The 15,216-nt window shown below is 69.5% G+C and carries 14 protein-coding genes; 3 read left to right on the top strand and 11 right to left on the bottom strand.

Features of this window, described 5'->3' with window-relative positions:
• Positions 1-32: 32 nt before the first annotated feature.
• Complete coding sequence (locus AC3WQR_RS28620; protein WP_492745304.1) at positions 33-2,369, bottom strand: acyl-CoA dehydrogenase family protein; 2,337 nt, start codon at positions 2,367-2,369, stop codon at positions 33-35.
• A 144-nt stretch (positions 2,370-2,513) separates the two neighbouring features.
• Here AC3WQR_RS28620 and AC3WQR_RS28625 point away from each other — a divergent pair, with 144 nt between their 5' ends.
• From AC3WQR_RS28625 to AC3WQR_RS28635, 3 genes are read left to right on the top strand one after another with little or no spacing between them, the layout of a single operon-like run.
• A complete protein-coding gene (locus AC3WQR_RS28625; RefSeq protein WP_070062166.1) occupies positions 2,514-3,296 on the top strand; it encodes a citryl-CoA lyase in 783 nt (260 codons plus the stop codon).
• Between the two features lie 5 nt (positions 3,297-3,301).
• Complete coding sequence (locus tag AC3WQR_RS28630) at positions 3,302-4,462, top strand: acyl-CoA dehydrogenase family protein (RefSeq protein ID WP_070062165.1); 1,161 nt, start codon at positions 3,302-3,304, stop codon at positions 4,460-4,462.
• A 10-nt stretch (positions 4,463-4,472) separates the two neighbouring features.
• On the top strand, positions 4,473-5,834 hold the full coding sequence (locus AC3WQR_RS28635) for an MmgE/PrpD family protein (RefSeq protein WP_492745308.1): 1,362 nt from the start codon (positions 4,473-4,475) through the stop codon (positions 5,832-5,834).
• A gap of 6 nt (positions 5,835-5,840) precedes the next feature.
• On the opposite strand, the gene AC3WQR_RS28640 is transcribed toward AC3WQR_RS28635, so the two are convergent.
• The 10 genes from AC3WQR_RS28640 to yaaA all read right to left on the bottom strand — a co-directional run.
• Complete coding sequence (locus tag AC3WQR_RS28640) at positions 5,841-6,548, bottom strand: arylmalonate decarboxylase (protein WP_492745310.1); 708 nt, start codon at positions 6,546-6,548, stop codon at positions 5,841-5,843.
• 1 nt (position 6,549) lies between these two features.
• Positions 6,550-7,533 carry a Bug family tripartite tricarboxylate transporter substrate binding protein gene (locus AC3WQR_RS28645; protein WP_257214691.1) on the bottom strand — a complete coding sequence of 328 codons (984 nt, stop codon included), beginning with the start codon at positions 7,531-7,533 and terminating at the stop codon, positions 6,550-6,552.
• A gap of 100 nt (positions 7,534-7,633) precedes the next feature.
• Entirely contained in the window at positions 7,634-8,788 is a 1,155-nt protein-coding gene (locus AC3WQR_RS28650; RefSeq protein WP_492745312.1) for a mandelate racemase/muconate lactonizing enzyme family protein, read from the bottom strand.
• Between the two features lie 115 nt (positions 8,789-8,903).
• Positions 8,904-9,791, bottom strand: coding sequence for a LysR family transcriptional regulator (locus AC3WQR_RS28655; RefSeq protein ID WP_056572254.1), 888 nt, complete (start codon positions 9,789-9,791; stop codon positions 8,904-8,906).
• A gap of 13 nt (positions 9,792-9,804) precedes the next feature.
• A complete protein-coding gene (locus AC3WQR_RS28660) occupies positions 9,805-10,695 on the bottom strand; it encodes a LysR family transcriptional regulator (protein WP_492745314.1) in 891 nt (296 codons plus the stop codon).
• Positions 10,696-10,822: 127 nt separating this feature from the next.
• A complete protein-coding gene (locus AC3WQR_RS28665) occupies positions 10,823-11,728 on the bottom strand; it encodes an SDR family NAD(P)-dependent oxidoreductase (protein WP_492745316.1) in 906 nt (301 codons plus the stop codon).
• Between the two features lie 133 nt (positions 11,729-11,861).
• Positions 11,862-12,743, bottom strand: a complete 882-nt coding sequence (gene queF, locus AC3WQR_RS28670) for an NADPH-dependent 7-cyano-7-deazaguanine reductase QueF (RefSeq protein WP_492745318.1) — start codon at positions 12,741-12,743, stop codon at positions 11,862-11,864.
• Positions 12,740-13,639 carry an alpha/beta fold hydrolase gene (locus tag AC3WQR_RS28675; protein WP_492745320.1) on the bottom strand — a complete coding sequence of 300 codons (900 nt, stop codon included), beginning with the start codon at positions 13,637-13,639 and terminating at the stop codon, positions 12,740-12,742. The genes queF and AC3WQR_RS28675 overlap by 4 nt, the downstream gene beginning before the upstream one ends.
• 19 nt (positions 13,640-13,658) lie before the next feature.
• The gene (locus tag AC3WQR_RS28680) at positions 13,659-14,501 is read right to left on the bottom strand and encodes a 2OG-Fe(II) oxygenase (RefSeq protein ID WP_062479797.1); all 843 of its coding nucleotides are present in this window, start codon (positions 14,499-14,501) and stop codon (positions 13,659-13,661) included.
• Positions 14,501-15,216 (bottom strand): peroxide stress protein YaaA (gene yaaA / locus AC3WQR_RS28685; protein ID WP_492745323.1); only part of this gene is annotated, 716 nt, incomplete at its 5' end. The genes yaaA and AC3WQR_RS28680, both read right to left, overlap by 1 nt.

Here is a 15,216-nt window from a genome sequence, read left to right on the forward strand (position 1 = left end):
CAGTTGTGTATGTCTTTGGCGGCTCACATCGCTCAGGCCGGCAAGTCCAAAACTTGCCGCGCGAGGATGTTGCGCTGGATCTCGTTCGTGCCGCCGTAGATCATGGCGGCGGTGGAGCCGATGAGCGGCGAGAGCACGTTGAAGCTCTGCCCGTCGAGCACCTGGTCGCCCGCGACCGCGCCCTGCTCTTCGCCGGCCTCGACCAGCAGTGCGCCGATGCGGTGGTAGGTCTCGCTGGCCCAGATCTTCAGCAACGACACCGACGCGGGGAGCGGCTTGCCCGCGCGCACGATGTCGGCAAAGCCCGTGTAGGCGGCCGACAGGTCGAGCACGTCGAGCCGCAGCGCCGCGAAGCGCTGTGCGAACACCGGGTCGGCGAACAGACGCCGCGCCTGCCCGAGCCTCGCCAGCTGGCCCAGCGCGTACTGCGACTGCTTGGGGCTGCCCAGGAAGATGCGCTCGAAGCCCAGCAGCGCCTTCGCAATCGTCCAGCCGCCGTGCAACCGGCCCACGAGCTGGTCGGCCGGCACGCGCACGTTGTCGAAGAACACCTCGCAGAACTCGGGCTCGCCCGCCAGCGTGTGGATCGGCCGCACCGTGACGCCCGGCGTGCGCAGGTCGCACAGCAGGAAGCTGATGCCCTCCTGCTTGCGCGCGCCCTTGTCGGTGCGCACGAGCATGAAGATGTGGTTGGCGTCCTGCGCGAGCGTGGTCCAGATCTTCTGGCCGTTGACGACGAAGTGATCGCCCTGCGCATCGCGCCCGGCCACCGCCTCGGTGCGCAGGCCGGCCAAGTCGGAGCCGGCATTGGGCTCCGAATAGCCCTGGCACCACACGTGCTCGCCGCTGAGGATGCGCGGCAGGAAGCGCTGCTGCTGTTCGGGCGTGCCGTGCTGGATGAGCAGCGGCCCGATCATCACGATGCCCTGGTCGGGCGCGCGCGCCACGCCGTGCTGCTCCAGCTCCTCGATCCAGGCGATGAGCTTGTCCGCCGGCAGGCCCATGCCGCCGTGCGACTGCGGCCAGGCCGGCGCGATCCAGCCTTGCGCCGAGAGCGTGAGGTACCACTCGCGAATCTCGCTCCAGCGCGCGCGGTGCGACAGGTAGCGCAGATGCACCGGATAGCGCTGCTGCAAAAAGCCGCGCACCATGCGGCGGAACTCGGCCTCGGGCATGGCGGACCAGTCGGTGGTGCGCGCGAGGAACTCACCGTTCCAGGCTGCAGCACTGCTCGCAGCGGCCTCGGCCTCGCCGGTCAGCGCGGCATGGCGGCGCTGGTGCGCCGTGGCATTGCCCAGCCACGCCGACAGGCACAGCACGCGCTTGTAGAACAGGCTCAGATCGCACTCCTGCGTGTAGCCGATGGCCCCATGCAGCTGCACCGCCGCGCGCGACGCCTGCAGCGCGGCAGCCGTGCAACGCGCGTTGACGCGGCTGGCCTCGGCTTCGAGCCGGTCAGAAGGCAAGGTGCCGTCGCTTGCCAGCGCCAGCACCTCGTTGAGCGTGGCCTGCGCCACCTCGAGGTGGATGAACATGTCGACGCTGCGGTGCTGCAGCGCCTGGAAGCTGCCGATGGGCTTGCCGAACTGCGAACGCGTGCGCAGGTAGGCCAGCGTCTGCGCCAGCATCGCCTGCCCCGCGCCCAGCAGCTCGGCCGCCTGCAAGATTTGCCCCGCGGCGAGCGCCTGGCGCAGCGCCTCCTGCGCGGCCGGCCCGCTGGCCAGCACGGCGTCGGTCGGCAGCACGACCTCTTCGAAGCGCAGGTTGGCTGCCTGGCTGCCATCGACCAGCGGCACGATCGTCTCGCTCACGCCGGCTGTGCCGCGCGGCACCCACAGCAGCACGGTGTCGTCCTCGCCGCGCGCCGACACCAGCCAGCCGCTGGCGGCGGCGCCGGGCAGCACCATGAGCTTGTCGCCTTGCAGCAGCACGCCGCCCCCCTGACCCGCGCGCGCCTCGCAGCCGCAGGCCAGCGGCACGGCGCTGAGGTCGCCCGCGCTTTCCTGCCAGGCCAGCGCAGGCAGGCTGCGGCCCGCCACCAGCTCGGCCAGCAGGGCACGCGCCGCGGGCGTGTCGAGCCGCGCCAGCAGCAGCGCGCTCAGGCCCGCCACCGCCAGCAGCGGCTCGGGCGCCGCGTGCTCGCCGGCCGCGCGCAGAATTTCCGCGGCGCCGTCGAGCCCCAGCGCGAGGCCGCCGGCCGCTTCGGGCGCCAGCATGCCGGGCCAGCCGAGCGCGGCGATCTCGCCCCAGCCTTGCGCCTCGTCGGCCTGCGGGTGTTCGGTGCGGGCGCGGCGTCGCGCGGTGGCGCCGCTGCGGGTGAAGTAGTCGAGCGCCGCTTCGCGCACGGCCAGGAGTGAGTCGGAATCCATCGCGCTGTCTGCCTTTTCTTTTCCGTTGCAATGACGAGTCGCAGCGTGCCCGAAGACCCCGCCGGCGGGCATTCGCGATTGCGGAAGGGAGGGTTTCGCAATCACTGAGCGCCTGCGGGCGCGCGCGGGGATAGATTTGCGGCCATGACAAAGATCAAGAAATCCCTGCACACCGACCTCGGCCACAGCACGCCCGACAAGATCACCGTGCGCGGGCGCGACCTGCCCTCGGAAATCCTCGGCCACCTGAACCTGGGCGACATGGCCTTCCTGGAGCTGACGGGCCGCATCCCGACGCCGCAGGAGTCCGTGACCTTCAACGCCATCGTCGTCACGCTGGTGGAGCACGGCGTGACGCCCAGCGCGCTGGCCGCGCGGCTCACCTACGCCGGCGCGCCCGAAGCCCTGCAGGCCGCCGTGGCCGCCGGCCTGTGCGGGCTGGGCACCGTTTTCGTGGGCAGCACCGAGGGCGCCGCGAAGATGCTGTACGAGGCCATTCCCTTCGGCGAGAAGCCGAACCGTCCGCTGGCCGACATGGCGAAGGACATCGTGGCCGACCACCGCGCGCGCAAGATCATCGTGCCGGGCCTGGGCCATCCGCTGCACAAGCCGATCGATCCGCGCACCCCGCGCCTGTTCCAGATCGCGGCCGAGAACGGGCTCTCCAGTCACTACGTCGCGCTGATGCAGGCCGTGCAGGAAGAGGCCGAGCGCGTGTCGGGCAAGTCGCTGCCGATCAACGCCACCGGCGCCATCGGCGCCATCGCGGCCGAGTTCGGCTTTCCGTGGAAGATCATCCGCGGCTTCGGCGTGATGGCGCGCGCCATCGGCCTGGTGGGCCACATCCTCGAGGAGATCGACGACCCGATGGCCATCGAGATCTGGCAACGCGTCGAAAAGGAAGCGGGCGGCCCCCGCCAGGACTGAACACGATGATCGCTACCGACAACCGTTTCCCCGACATCCGCGACGCCGTGCGCGACCTGTGCGCGCAGTTTCCCAACGAGTACTTCCGCAAGGTCGACGAGGCGCGCGGCTACCCCGCCGAGTTCGTCGACGCGCTCACGAAGGCCGGCTGGATGGCCGCGCTGATCCCGCAGGAGTACGGCGGCTCGGGCCTGGGCCTGACCGAAGCCTCGGTGATCATGGAAGAGATCAACCGCTGCGGCGGCAACTCGGGCGCCTGCCACGGCCAGATGTACAACATGGGCACGCTGCTGCGCCACGGCAGCGAGGCGCAGAAGCGCCAGTACCTGCCGAAGATCGCCAGCGGCGAGCTGCGCCTGCAGTCGATGGGCGTGACCGAGCCGACCACCGGCACCGACACCACGAAGATCAAGACCACCGCCGTGAAGAAGGGCGACCGCTATGTGGTCAATGGACAGAAGGTGTGGATCTCGCGCATCCAGCATTCGGACCTCATGATTTTGCTGGCGCGCACCACGCCGCTGGCGGACGTGAAGAAGAAGTCGGAAGGCATGTCGATCTTCATCGTCGACCTGCGCGAGGCCATCGGCAAAGGCATGACGGTGCGCCCCATCCTCAACATGGTGAACCATGAGACCAACGAGCTGTTCTTCGAGAACCTCGAGATCCCGGCCGAGAACCTGATCGGCGAGGAAGGCCAGGGATTCAAGTACATCCTCGATGGCCTGAACGCGGAGCGCACGCTGATCGCGGCCGAGTGCATCGGCGACGGCTACTGGTTCATCGACAAGGTGACGGCCTACACGAAGGACCGCGTGGTGTTCGGCCGCCCCATCGGGCAGAACCAGGGCGTGCAGTTCCCGATTGCCGAAGCCTTCATCGAGACCGAGGCTGCGAACCTGATGCGCTACGAAGCCTGCCGCCTGTTCGACGCGCGCCAGCCCTGCGGCGCGCAGGCCAACATGGCGAAGTACCTCGCGGCCAAGGCGAGCTGGGAGGCGGCCAACGCCTGCCTGCAGTTCCACGGCGGCTTCGGCTTTGCCTGCGAATACGACATCGAACGCAAGTTCCGCGAGACGCGGCTGTACCAGGTGGCGCCGATCTCGACGAATCTGATCCTCAGCTATGTCGCCGAACACATGCTCGGCCTGCCTCGTTCGTTCTGAAGGACTGCACATGAACGCCATCGACCACCCGAGCAAGGTGCTCGCGACCTTCGCGGCCGACCTGAAGTTCGCCGACATTCCCGCGCCTGTGCTGCGCCGCACCGAGGACCTGATGCTCGACTGGCTCGGCTCGGTGCTCGCGGCCCGCACCGCACGGCCGATACGCAGCATCGAGCAGTTCGCGCAGATGATGGGCCCCGCTGAAGGCCCGAGCGAAATCCTCACTTCGCGGCGCACCAGCTCCCCGCTGTTCGCGGCGATGGTCAACGCGGCGGCCTCGCACTACGTGGAGCAGGACGACGTGCACAACGGCTCGGTGTTCCACCCGGCCGCCGTCGTCATCGCGCCCGCACTGGCCGTGGCACAGAGCCTCGGTGCCAGCGGCGCGCAGCTGCTGACGGCCGTGGTCGCGGGCTACGAGGTGGGCATCCGCGTCGGCGAGTTCCTGGGCCGCTCGCACTACCGCACCTTCCACACCACGGCGACGGCGGGCACGCTCGCGGCAGCCGCGGCGGTGGGCCGCCTGCTCGAGCTGTCGCCGCAGCAGATGCTGCATGCCTTCGGCTCGGCCGGCACGCAGTCGGCCGGCGTGTGGGAATTCCTGCGCGACGCCGCCGATTCGAAGCAGCTGCACTGCGCGCACGCGGCGGCCAGCGGGCTGATGTCGGCCTACCTCGCGCAGGACGGCTTCACGGGCGCGGCGAAGATCCTCGAAGGTGCGCAGGGGCTGGGCGTGGGCATGTCGAGCGACGCCGATCCCGCGAAGCTCACCGACGGCCTGGGCACGCGCTGGACGCTGGCCGAGACCTCGTTCAAGTACCACGCCTCCTGCCGCCACACGCACCCGGCCGCCGACGCGCTGCTGCAGGTGATGGAACAGAACAAGCTCCAACCGGCGGACGTGTCCCGGGTCACGACCCACGTGCACCAGGGCGCCATCGACGTGCTGGGCCGCGTGACGGTGCCCGCCACGGTGCACCAGGGCAAGTTCTCGATGGGCACGGTGCTGGGCCTCATCGCCGTGCACGGCCGCGCGGGCCTGGGCGAGTTCGACCGCGACTTTCTCTCGCCCGAGGTCTCGGCCTTCCGCGAGAAGGTGACGATGGCGCTCGACGACGAGGTCGACACCGCCTACCCCGCGCGCTGGATCGGCAAGGTCAGCGTGCACACGGCCGACGGCCGCACGCTGGCCGGCCGCGTCGACGAGCCCAAGGGCGATCCCGGCAACAGCCTGAGCCGCGCCGAGATCGAGGACAAGATGCAGCGCTTGGCGCACTACGGCGAAGGCGCGACGGCCGACGAAGCGAAGGCGCTGTGCGAGCGCGTCTGGCAGCTGGCCGGCACGGCCCGCGTGGGGCGCTGGCTCGGCTGAGGCCGGTCAGGCGAACAGCAGTCCCTGCCCCGGCGAGCGCGCATCGACCCCCGCGGTGCGCACGAGGTCCCAGAAGCCCGCGGGCGAACTGGACACCACGGGCACCCGCAGGCGCGCCTCGACCTCGCGCACGGCATCGAGCGTGACGAGGCCGCCGCACGAGATGAGGAGGCCGTCGGCACCGGGCTGGTCTTCGAACACCTTCAGGCACAGGTCGACCAGCACCTCGGTCGACACCTGGCCCACGGCCTGCACGTCGGAGATGGCCAGGCCTTCGAGCGCGAGCGGTTCGAAGTCGCTCTGTTCGAGGTAGGTGCGCAGCTGCGTGTTGACCTCGTCGATGTAGGCGGTGGCAACGGCCACGCGCCGCACCTTCAAATGGCGCAGGCCCGCGAGGATGGCGTCGCTCATCGTCGTGCAGGGCAGGCCCGTGGCCTGTTCCATCTCGCGCTTCAGCTGGCGGGTGAAGGCGACGCCGCGAAAGAAGCTCAGCGAAGTGCCCATGAGGGAGACGGCGCTGGCGCCCTCTTCCTTCAACTCCAGCGCCTTGCCGATGACCGAGTCGATCACCTCGGTGTAGCCGCGCGTGGAGATTTCGCCGAGGCCCAGGCCTTTGGCGCTGAAGCGGATGCGGTCGCCGTAGAGCAGCGGGCCGTCGACCGGCACGGCGCCGGCTGCGGGCGGAACGATGAGGCCGAGATGGGGCTGTGTCACCTCAGTTCCCCTCCGCCACGATGCGCTGGTCCGTGATGATGCGTTTCCATCGCGTCGTTTCCTCCGCCATGTCCTTGCCCAGCTGGGCCGGCGTGGCATAGGCGCGCAGCGTGCCTTGTGCGGCGGCGGCCGTGCCCGTCTCGGGCATGTCGAGCACGGTCTTCACGGCGGCCGAGAGCTTGTCGACCACGTCGTTGGGCGTGCCCGCCGGTGCGAGCAGGAAGATGCGCGGCGCCACGTCGAAGCCCGGCAGTGCCTCGGCCAGCGGTGCCACGCCCTCAGCGCCTTCGAGCTTCGCGTTGTTCAGCAGCGCGAGCGCGCGCAGCTTGCCGGCCTTCGACTGCGCCATGGCGGCGGTGGCGCTCACCACGCCCAGCGGCACCTGGCCGCCGACCACGTCGGGCACGATCTGCGCCGCGCCGCGGTAGGGCACATGCACCACGAACGCGCCGGTGGATTGCTTGAGCATCTCGAAGCCCAGGTGCTGCACGGTGCCGACACCCGACGACGCGTAGGAGTAGCGCCCCGGGTGCGCCTTGAGTTCCTTGACGAGTTCGGCGGGTGTCTTCGCGGGAAAGTCGTTGCCCGCGACGATCATCAGCGGCGACACGAAGGCGCCGGCCACGGGCTTGAAGCTGGTCAGCGGATCGATCGCGATCTTCGGCTGCAGCAGCTTGGCGATGAGCAAGGCGCTGTCGCCCATCATCAGCGTGTAGCCGTCGGGCGGCGCCTTGGCGACGAGGTCGGCCGCGATGAGGCCGGTGGCGCCGGTGCGGTTTTCGACCAGCACCTGCTGGCCCAGCACGGCGGGCAGGCGCGCGCTGAGCATGCGCGCGACCGCGTCGACACCGCCGCCGGCCGAGTAGCCGACGACGATGCGGATGGGCTTGTCGGGAAACTTCTGCGCCCACGCGGCGGGTGCGGCGGCCAGCAGGCCGGCCAGGGCCAGGGCGGCCTGCAGGGCATGCCGGCGCGATGGCCGCATGGCATCTCTTCTTCTGTCGTTCATCTTGTCTCCGTGGTGGTCGGGATGCGCCGGCCGTCTGCGCGGCCTGGTCGTGGTCGGAAGTGTCGTCGGGTGGCGCTCAGGCCTTGCCTTTCCCGTGCGAGGTCGGCAGCTTCGCGAGCTCGCGCACGCGCTCGGCGTTGGGCGTGAAGCCCAGGCCCGGCGCTTCGGGCAGCGTGAGCCAGCCCTGGTCGGGCACGGGCAGGCCGTCGAAGATCTGCTTGAGCATCTGCACCGCGACGTAGTGGTACTCGACCAGCCCGCCGTTGGACACGCCCGCATGCAAGTGCATGTTGTGGAAGGGCCAGGCGCCGCCGTTGTCGATGGGCACGTTAAAGGCCGCGGCCATGCCCGCGATCTTCAGGCACTGCGAGTAGCCGCCCGAGATGGTCACGTTGGGCTGCAGCACGTCGGCCGCCTGGTTCACCAGCAGGTCGCGAAAGCGGAAGGCCAGGCCCTCGTTCTGCCCGCAGGCCAGCGGGATGCGCGTGCGCGCGCGCAGCTGGGCCATCTGGCGCACGTCGTTCTGCGTGAGCGGCTCCTCGAAGAAACTGATGCCGTAGGGCTCGATGCGGTGCGCGAGTTCGGTGGCGTGGAACAGGTCGAGGCCGCAGTTGGCATCGACGTACAGCTTGACGTCGGGGCCCACGGCCTCGCGCACGGCGGCCACGCGGCGCACGTCTTCGGCAATGACTTCGTCGAGCGGGCGCGGCTCGTCGCGGCGCGCCAGCGCGTGGTTGCCGACGGTCATCTTCAGGCGCTGGAAGCCCTGCGACACCCATAGCTTGGCGGCGGCGGCGAGCTGGTCGCGCTCGAAGAAGCCGAAGCCGAAGGTGGCGTACACCGGCACCTTGGCGCGCGCGCCGCCGAACAGGCGCCACAGCGGCTGGCCGAGCGCCTTGCCCTTCAGGTCCCACAACGCGATGTCGAGCGCGGCGATGGTGTGGCTCGCGTAGCCGGTCTGGCCGCGCGGCGAGAGCAGCCAGTAGAGCTTCTCCCACAGGCGCTCGGTGGCCATCGGGTCTTCGCCGATCAGCGCGGGGCCGGCCACTTCGTGCACGGCGGCGGCAATGATTTCTTCTTCGGTGATGGCCGTCATGCCGTGGCCGACGAGGCCGGTGTCGGTCTCGATCTCGGTGAGGCACAGCGACAGCGAGGTCTGCTTGTTCAGGCCGACCACGTCGATGGTCACGGGGATGTTCAGCGGCGTGGCGCTGACGCGGATGATCTTCAAGGGTGTCTCCTTTGGTGTGCCCGCATCTTTGCGCGAGGGCCGCGGGAGAACAATTCGTTTTTGGCGAGTTCGAGCCTTCGCGCGACGCGAAGGCTCGTTGCCCGAGCGCCCCGGATCAGTCGGGACGGCCGAGGTGTTCGAGCACCGAGCGCGCGGCGGCCGTGAGCTCCTGCTGGCGCCGCACGCACAGCAGGTGTCGGCGCAGCGCCCAGGGCGCGTCGAGCTTGAGGCAGCGCAGCTTGAGGATCTGCAGCTGCGGCAGGATGGCCGCATAGGGCAGCACGCCGATGCCCACGCCCTGCTCCACCATGCGGCAGACCATGTCAAAGCTGCCTACCTGCATGCGCACCTTGAGCGGCACCTGGGCCTCGAGCGCGGCCGCGAGCAGCACGCGGTGCAGCGCCGTGCCTTCGCGCACCACGATATGGTCGTGGCGCAGCACCTCCTGCACATCGATGCGCTTGCGGCGCGCCAGCGGGTGGTCGCGCGCAACCACCACGGCCAGCTCGTCGGTGCGGTAGGGCAGGCATTCGAGGCCGTCGGCGGGCGTCTGGCCCTCGATCACGCCGATGTCGGCCAGGCCGGCCTGCACGGCCTTCACCACCTCGGTGCTGGCGCGCTCCTGCAGGTCGATCTTGAGCACCGGGTGCAGGCGCAGGAACGAGCCGATCTGCGCCGGCAGGAACTGCGCGATGGTCGAGGCGTTGGCCGTGATGCTGACCACGCCCGCCACGCCGTTCTGGAAATCGTCGAGCTCGGCGCCGAGCCGGTCCATGGCCGAGAGCACGGCGCGCGCGTGCAGCAGCAGCCCATGGCCGGCCGAGGTGAGCGTGACGCCGCGCGCATGGCGCACCAGCAGCGGCAATCGGGCGCGCGCCTCGAGATCGGAGATGCGCTTGCTCGCAGCCGCGAGCGCGATGTGGCAGCGCTTGGCGCCTTCGCTGATGCTGCCGTGGTCGGACACGGCCACGAACAGGCGCAGCGATTTCAGGTCGGCGGACATGGCCCGTCGCGCCTCAGGTCAAAACGAGGTGATCGAACAGCTCGCGCGCGGAAGCCGGCAGCTGCTCGCGGTTGCGCGCGATGAGCTTGAGTTCGCGCTCGGCCCAGGCGTCGCTGAGCGCCACGGTCGAGATGCGCATCGCCATCGACAGCCGGTGCGCCGATGACGAGGGCAGCACGCCGACGCCCACGCCGGCTTCGATCATCAGGCAGATGGCCTCGAAGCTGCTGACCTGGATGCGCGGATTGAAGCCACGCCCCGCGAGTTCGGCGCGGCGCTGCAGGAAGCGGTGGATCGCGCTGCCGTGATGCAGGCCCACGTGTTGTTCATCGAGCGTGTCGGCGAAGGCCACCGACGACGCGCCCGCCAGCGGGTGCGTGGGCGGCACCACCAGCACGAGCTGGTTGCGCCCGAACGGGCGCGCATCGAACTCGCCGGTGTGCACGTCGCCCGCGAGGATGCCGATGTCGGCCTCGCCGTCGGCCACCGCGCGCACGATTTCTTCGCTCAGGTATTCGCGCAGATCGACCTGCACGGCCGGATGCTGCGTGAGAAAGCCCGCGAGTTTTTGCGGCAGGTACTCGGTGATCGAGGTGGTGTTGGCGAACACGCGCACATGGCCCTTGATGCCCTTGCCGAAGTCCTGCATGTCGCAGCGCAGGTGCTCCATCTGCTGCATCACGCGCTTGGCGTGGTACAGCACCGCCTGCCCCGCGGCCGTGAGGCTCACGCCCTGCGCACTGCGGTGCAGCAGCTTGCCGCCCACCGCCTCTTCCATCTGCTTGATGCGCGTGGAAGCGGCGGCCAGCGAGATGCAGGCCTTCTCGGCGCCGCGCGTGAGGCTGCGCGCGTCCGCCACGTAGACGAACAGTTTCAGGTCGAACAGGTCGAAGTGCAGGTTCACCGGGCGGGCACGAAGGAAGCGGGAGGAACGCGCATTGTCCGGCGAACGGCGTCGCCTGCGGCCGCTTGCGGGTTTGTCCTCAGAAGGTGTGAATGAATCCGGACATGGCGGGTTCGTTCACACCTTCTCAGACCGGGTCCCAGCTGAACACGTCGGCCGAGCGGTCCAGCGGGAAGAAACTGGCGCGCATCGCGGGCATGGCGTGCTCGGCGATGCTCTCGGGCGTCCAGCCTTCCGAGCGGTGGATGGAGCGCACGGGGCGCGGCTGGCTGATGAGCGAGATCTCGTTGTTGCGCACCGAGAAGATCTGGCCGTTCACGGCCGCCGCTGCATCGCTCGCCAGGTACACCGCGAGCGGCGCCACCTTGGCGGGCGTCATCTGCTTGATCTTGTCGACGCGGGCGCGCTGCTCGTCGGTGTCGGTGGGAATCGCACCGATCATGCGGCTCCAGGCGAAGGGCGCGATGCAATTGGAGCGCACGTTGAACTTGAGCATGTCCAGAGCGATGGACTTCGACAGCGCCGCGATGCCGAGCTTGGCCGCCGCGTAGTTGGCCTGGCCGAAGTTGCCGATCAGGCCCGAGGTGGAGGTCATGTGCACCAGCGCGCCCGAATTCTGTTCCTTGAAATGCGTCGCGGCCGCGCGGCTCACGAAGTAGGCGCCGTACAGGTGCACCTTGATCACCGCGTCCCACTCGTCGACCGACATCTTGTGGAAGAACCGGTCGCGCAGGATGCCCGCGTTGTTCACCACCGCATCGATGCGCCCGAAGCTGTCGACCGCACATTCCACGATGCGCCCCGCGCTCGCCGCGTCGGCCACGCTGTCGGTGTTGGGCACAGCCTCGCCACCTGCCGCGCGGATTTCCTCGACCACCTGCTGCGCCGGCCCGGCACTGCCGCCCGCGCCGTCGATCCCTGCGCCGATGTCGTTGACCACCACCTTCGCGCCATGCCGCGCCATCGCGAGCGCAATGTCGCGCCCGATGCCGCCGCCCGCGCCGGTGACGACGATCACTTTGCCTTCAACCATGTGTCTTGCCTCTGCTTCGGATGTTCGTTCGCCCGCGAACTCGCGGGGGGAATTTCAGAATGCCACAGGCCAGATGGGTGCGGGTTTGCGGTTTCCGAAGAGGGGCTTAAGCGGCGGCGCGAAGGCCGGCTGGCTACTGCCGCGCCGTACGGATGTTCGGCGGCAGCGCCTGCGGCCAGCTCGTGCGGAACGGGTTGATGTCCAGCCCGCCGCGCCGCGTGTAGCGCGCATACACCGCGAGCTTGGTCGGCTGGCACTGGCGCCAGATGTCCGTGAACATGCGCTCGGCGCAGGGTTCGTGGAACTCGTTGTGGTTGCGAAAGCTCACGATGTACGCCAGCAGGCCGGCCTGGTCGATGGGCGGGCCGCTGTAGCGGATCTGCACGCTGCCCCAGTCGGGCTGGCCGGTGACGAGGCAGTTGCTCTTCAGAAGCCGGCTGGTGAGGGTTTCGTTCACGTGCACCTGCGTCGTGTCGCTGCTCAGCAGCTCGGGCGCGGGCTGGTAGTGGGTGCATTCGATGTCGAGGCGGTCGAGGTCCAGGCCGTCGATCTCGTGCACGGGCTCGCGGTCGAACAGGTCGGGCGTGAGCAGCTTCACGCCGATGCCGGCCGACTGGTCGCTGCCGCGCCATGCGGCTTCGGAAAGGTCGGTGCGCAGGTGCTCGCGCACGGCATCGATGCTGGCGAAGGTGCTGTTGTTGAAGCTGTTGAGGTACAGCTTGAACGACTTGCTCTCGATGATGTTGGGCGTTTCGCAGGGAATGGTGAAGTGCGCGATGGCCACCTGCGGCTTGCCGCGCGGGTTCAGCCAGCTCAGCTCGAAGGCGGTCCAGAGGTCGGCGCCGAAGAAGGGCAAGGCGCCGACCTGGATGCCCATGGCCTCGCGCTGCGTGGTGCGTGCGATGGGGAACAGCAGGCTCGGGTCGTACTTGTCGGCGTAGGCCGAGGCGCGACCGAGCTGCGACTGCTCGGGGGTGTTGGGATTCGTGTTGGGGTTGGTCGGGTCGTGGCTCATGGGGCGGTTCCGGCATCCGCCGCGTGTGCGAACGGAGCGATGTGGTTGGCGAGGATCGTGCAGACCTCGGGCGGCAGGTCGTGGCCCATGCCGGGCACGGCGATGAAGGTCGCACCCGGAATGCGCTGCGCCGAATCGCGGCCGCAGGCGATGGGCACGAGCGCGTCGGCGTCGCCGTGCAGCACCAGCGTCGGGCGCTGGATGCGCGCCAGCACCTGCGGGCGGTCGTCGTCGGCGCCGATGGCGAGCATCTGGCGCATCAGGCCGGCCGGGTGGTAGGCGCGGTGCATGCTGAAGGTGAGGCGCGTGGCCAGTTGCTCGTCGGTCTGCGGGTAGGCCGGGCTCTGGATGAGCCGCAGCAGCTTGATGCTGTGCGCGACCAGCGCGGCCTCGTCGTGGCTGCGCGGACGGCGCATGAGCATGGCCCCGACCTCGCGGCGCGGGCCCGGCAGGCCGCGCGCGCCGCTGGAGCTCATGATGCTCACGAGGCTGGCGGTGCGCCCGGGCGCGGTGGCGGCGATGCGCTGCGCGATCATGCCGCCCATGGAGGCGCCGACGATGTGGGCGCGGGCAATGCCCAGCGCGTCGAGCACGCCGAGCGAATCGAGCGCCATGTCCTGCAGCGTGTAGGCGCTGCGCACCTTCAGGCCGATGCGGTGGCGGATGGTTTCCCACACGAGGTTGCCGGAGCCGAGGTGGTCGAAGCCCTGGCTCAGGCCGATGTCGCGGTTGTCGTGGCGCACCACGCGAAAGCCGGCGTCGACCAGCTGCTGCACGAACGCGTCGGGCCACGCGACCAGCTGCATGCCCAGCCCCATGATCAGCAGGATGACGGGGCGCCCTTCGCCGCCGGTGTCGTCGACTTCGATCTGCAGGCCGTTGGCGGTGACTTTCATCGGGTCCTTGTTTTTCTTTTTACTTGAACTCGCGTTCGCGCAGCCACTTGGTGGCGACCCATTTCTCGCCCGCGAGCACCGGCGCGCCGCCGTGCAGCGTGCGGGTGGCGGGATCGGGCCGGTCGTAGCTGAAGAACACGCCGGTGCCGCGCACCGGGGCCACTTCGAGCCCGATGTCGGGGAAGGTGGTGGCGCCGCCCTGCTCGGGCTCCTGCAGGTACATCACGAGCGTGGCCACGCGCTGGCCGCCGCGCTTGAGGATGGTGGGCGTGCCGGGCTCGTGCGGGTCGAAGTAATCGTAGTGCGGGCGGTACTGCGCGCCGGGCGCGTAGCGCAGGATCTGCAGGCCCTCGCCGTATTCGAGCGGCCAGCGCAGCAGCATGGCCAGGCGCTGTTCGAGGCGCGCGACGATCTCGTTCTCGCCGCGCTCGAAGAACATGCCGTCGCTGGTGCGATCGACGTTGAGCACCTCGCCGCCGGTGCGGGTCTCGACGGTGAGCGAGCGGGCCAGCCGCACGCGCGCGGCGGCGATCAGGCCTTCGCATTCCTCGACCGACAGCAGGTTGCCGAACACCACGACGCGCGGATGTCGCACGGTCTGCAGCACCTGCACGCGGCGGTCGCCGGCCTCGATGTACAGCGGCGCACCGTCGAGGTCGGGGCCGGGCATCTCGGTGCGCGCCGGCGCCAGGGCCGCCTCGACATCGGGGAAACCGGCCTCCAGCTGGGCCAATGCGAGGTCGGTGGCGGCATCCTGCCAGCCGGCCGCCCGCATCGACATGCGCAACGCGGGCACCGAATGGCCGGCCGCGAGCTGAGCCACCAGCCATTCGCGCAATTCCGGACTGATCGCTTGGGACATCAGACTTTCCTTCTGAACACCAGCCTTTCGGCTGTCGATACCTGGGCGTCGAAACCATAACCCTCGAGATCGAATTTTTCCAGCGCCTTGGGCGTGGCCGCCTGGTGCAGCACGGCCCAGCGCGCCAGCAGGCCGCGGGCGCGCTTGGCGAAGAAGCTCACGATCTTGTACCTGTCGCCCTTCCACTCCTGGAACACGCATTCGACCACGCGCGCCTTGAGCACCTTCTGGTCGACCGACTTGAAGTACTCCTGCGAGGCGACGTTGACGACGACCGGCGTGCGATCGGCCGCCAGGCGCTCGTTCAGGTGCTCGGCGATGCGCGAGCCCCAGAAGGCGTACAGGTCCTTGCCGTGGCGGTTGGCCAACGCGGTGCCCATTTCGAGCCGGTAGGGCTGCAGGCGGTCGAGCGGGCGCAGCAGGCCGTACAGGCCGCTGAGGATGCCCACGTGGTCCTGCGCCCAGGCGAGCTGGGCGGGCGTGAGGCTGCGGGCGTCGAAGCCGCCGTAGACGTCGCCGTCGAAGGCGAAGGCGGCCTGGCGGGCGTTCTTGTCGGTGCTCTTGGACGACCAGGCGGCGTAGCGGGCCACGTTGAGGGCCGAGAGCTTGTCCGACAGGTGCATCAGCTCGGCGATGTCCTGGGGCGACTTCTCGCGCAAGAGCTTGATGAGTTCGACCGAGGGGCCGCGCGGGGCTTCGAAATGGGGTTGGGTGG

Source organism: Variovorax sp. FW305-3-2-15-B-LB1 (assembly GCF_058787635.1).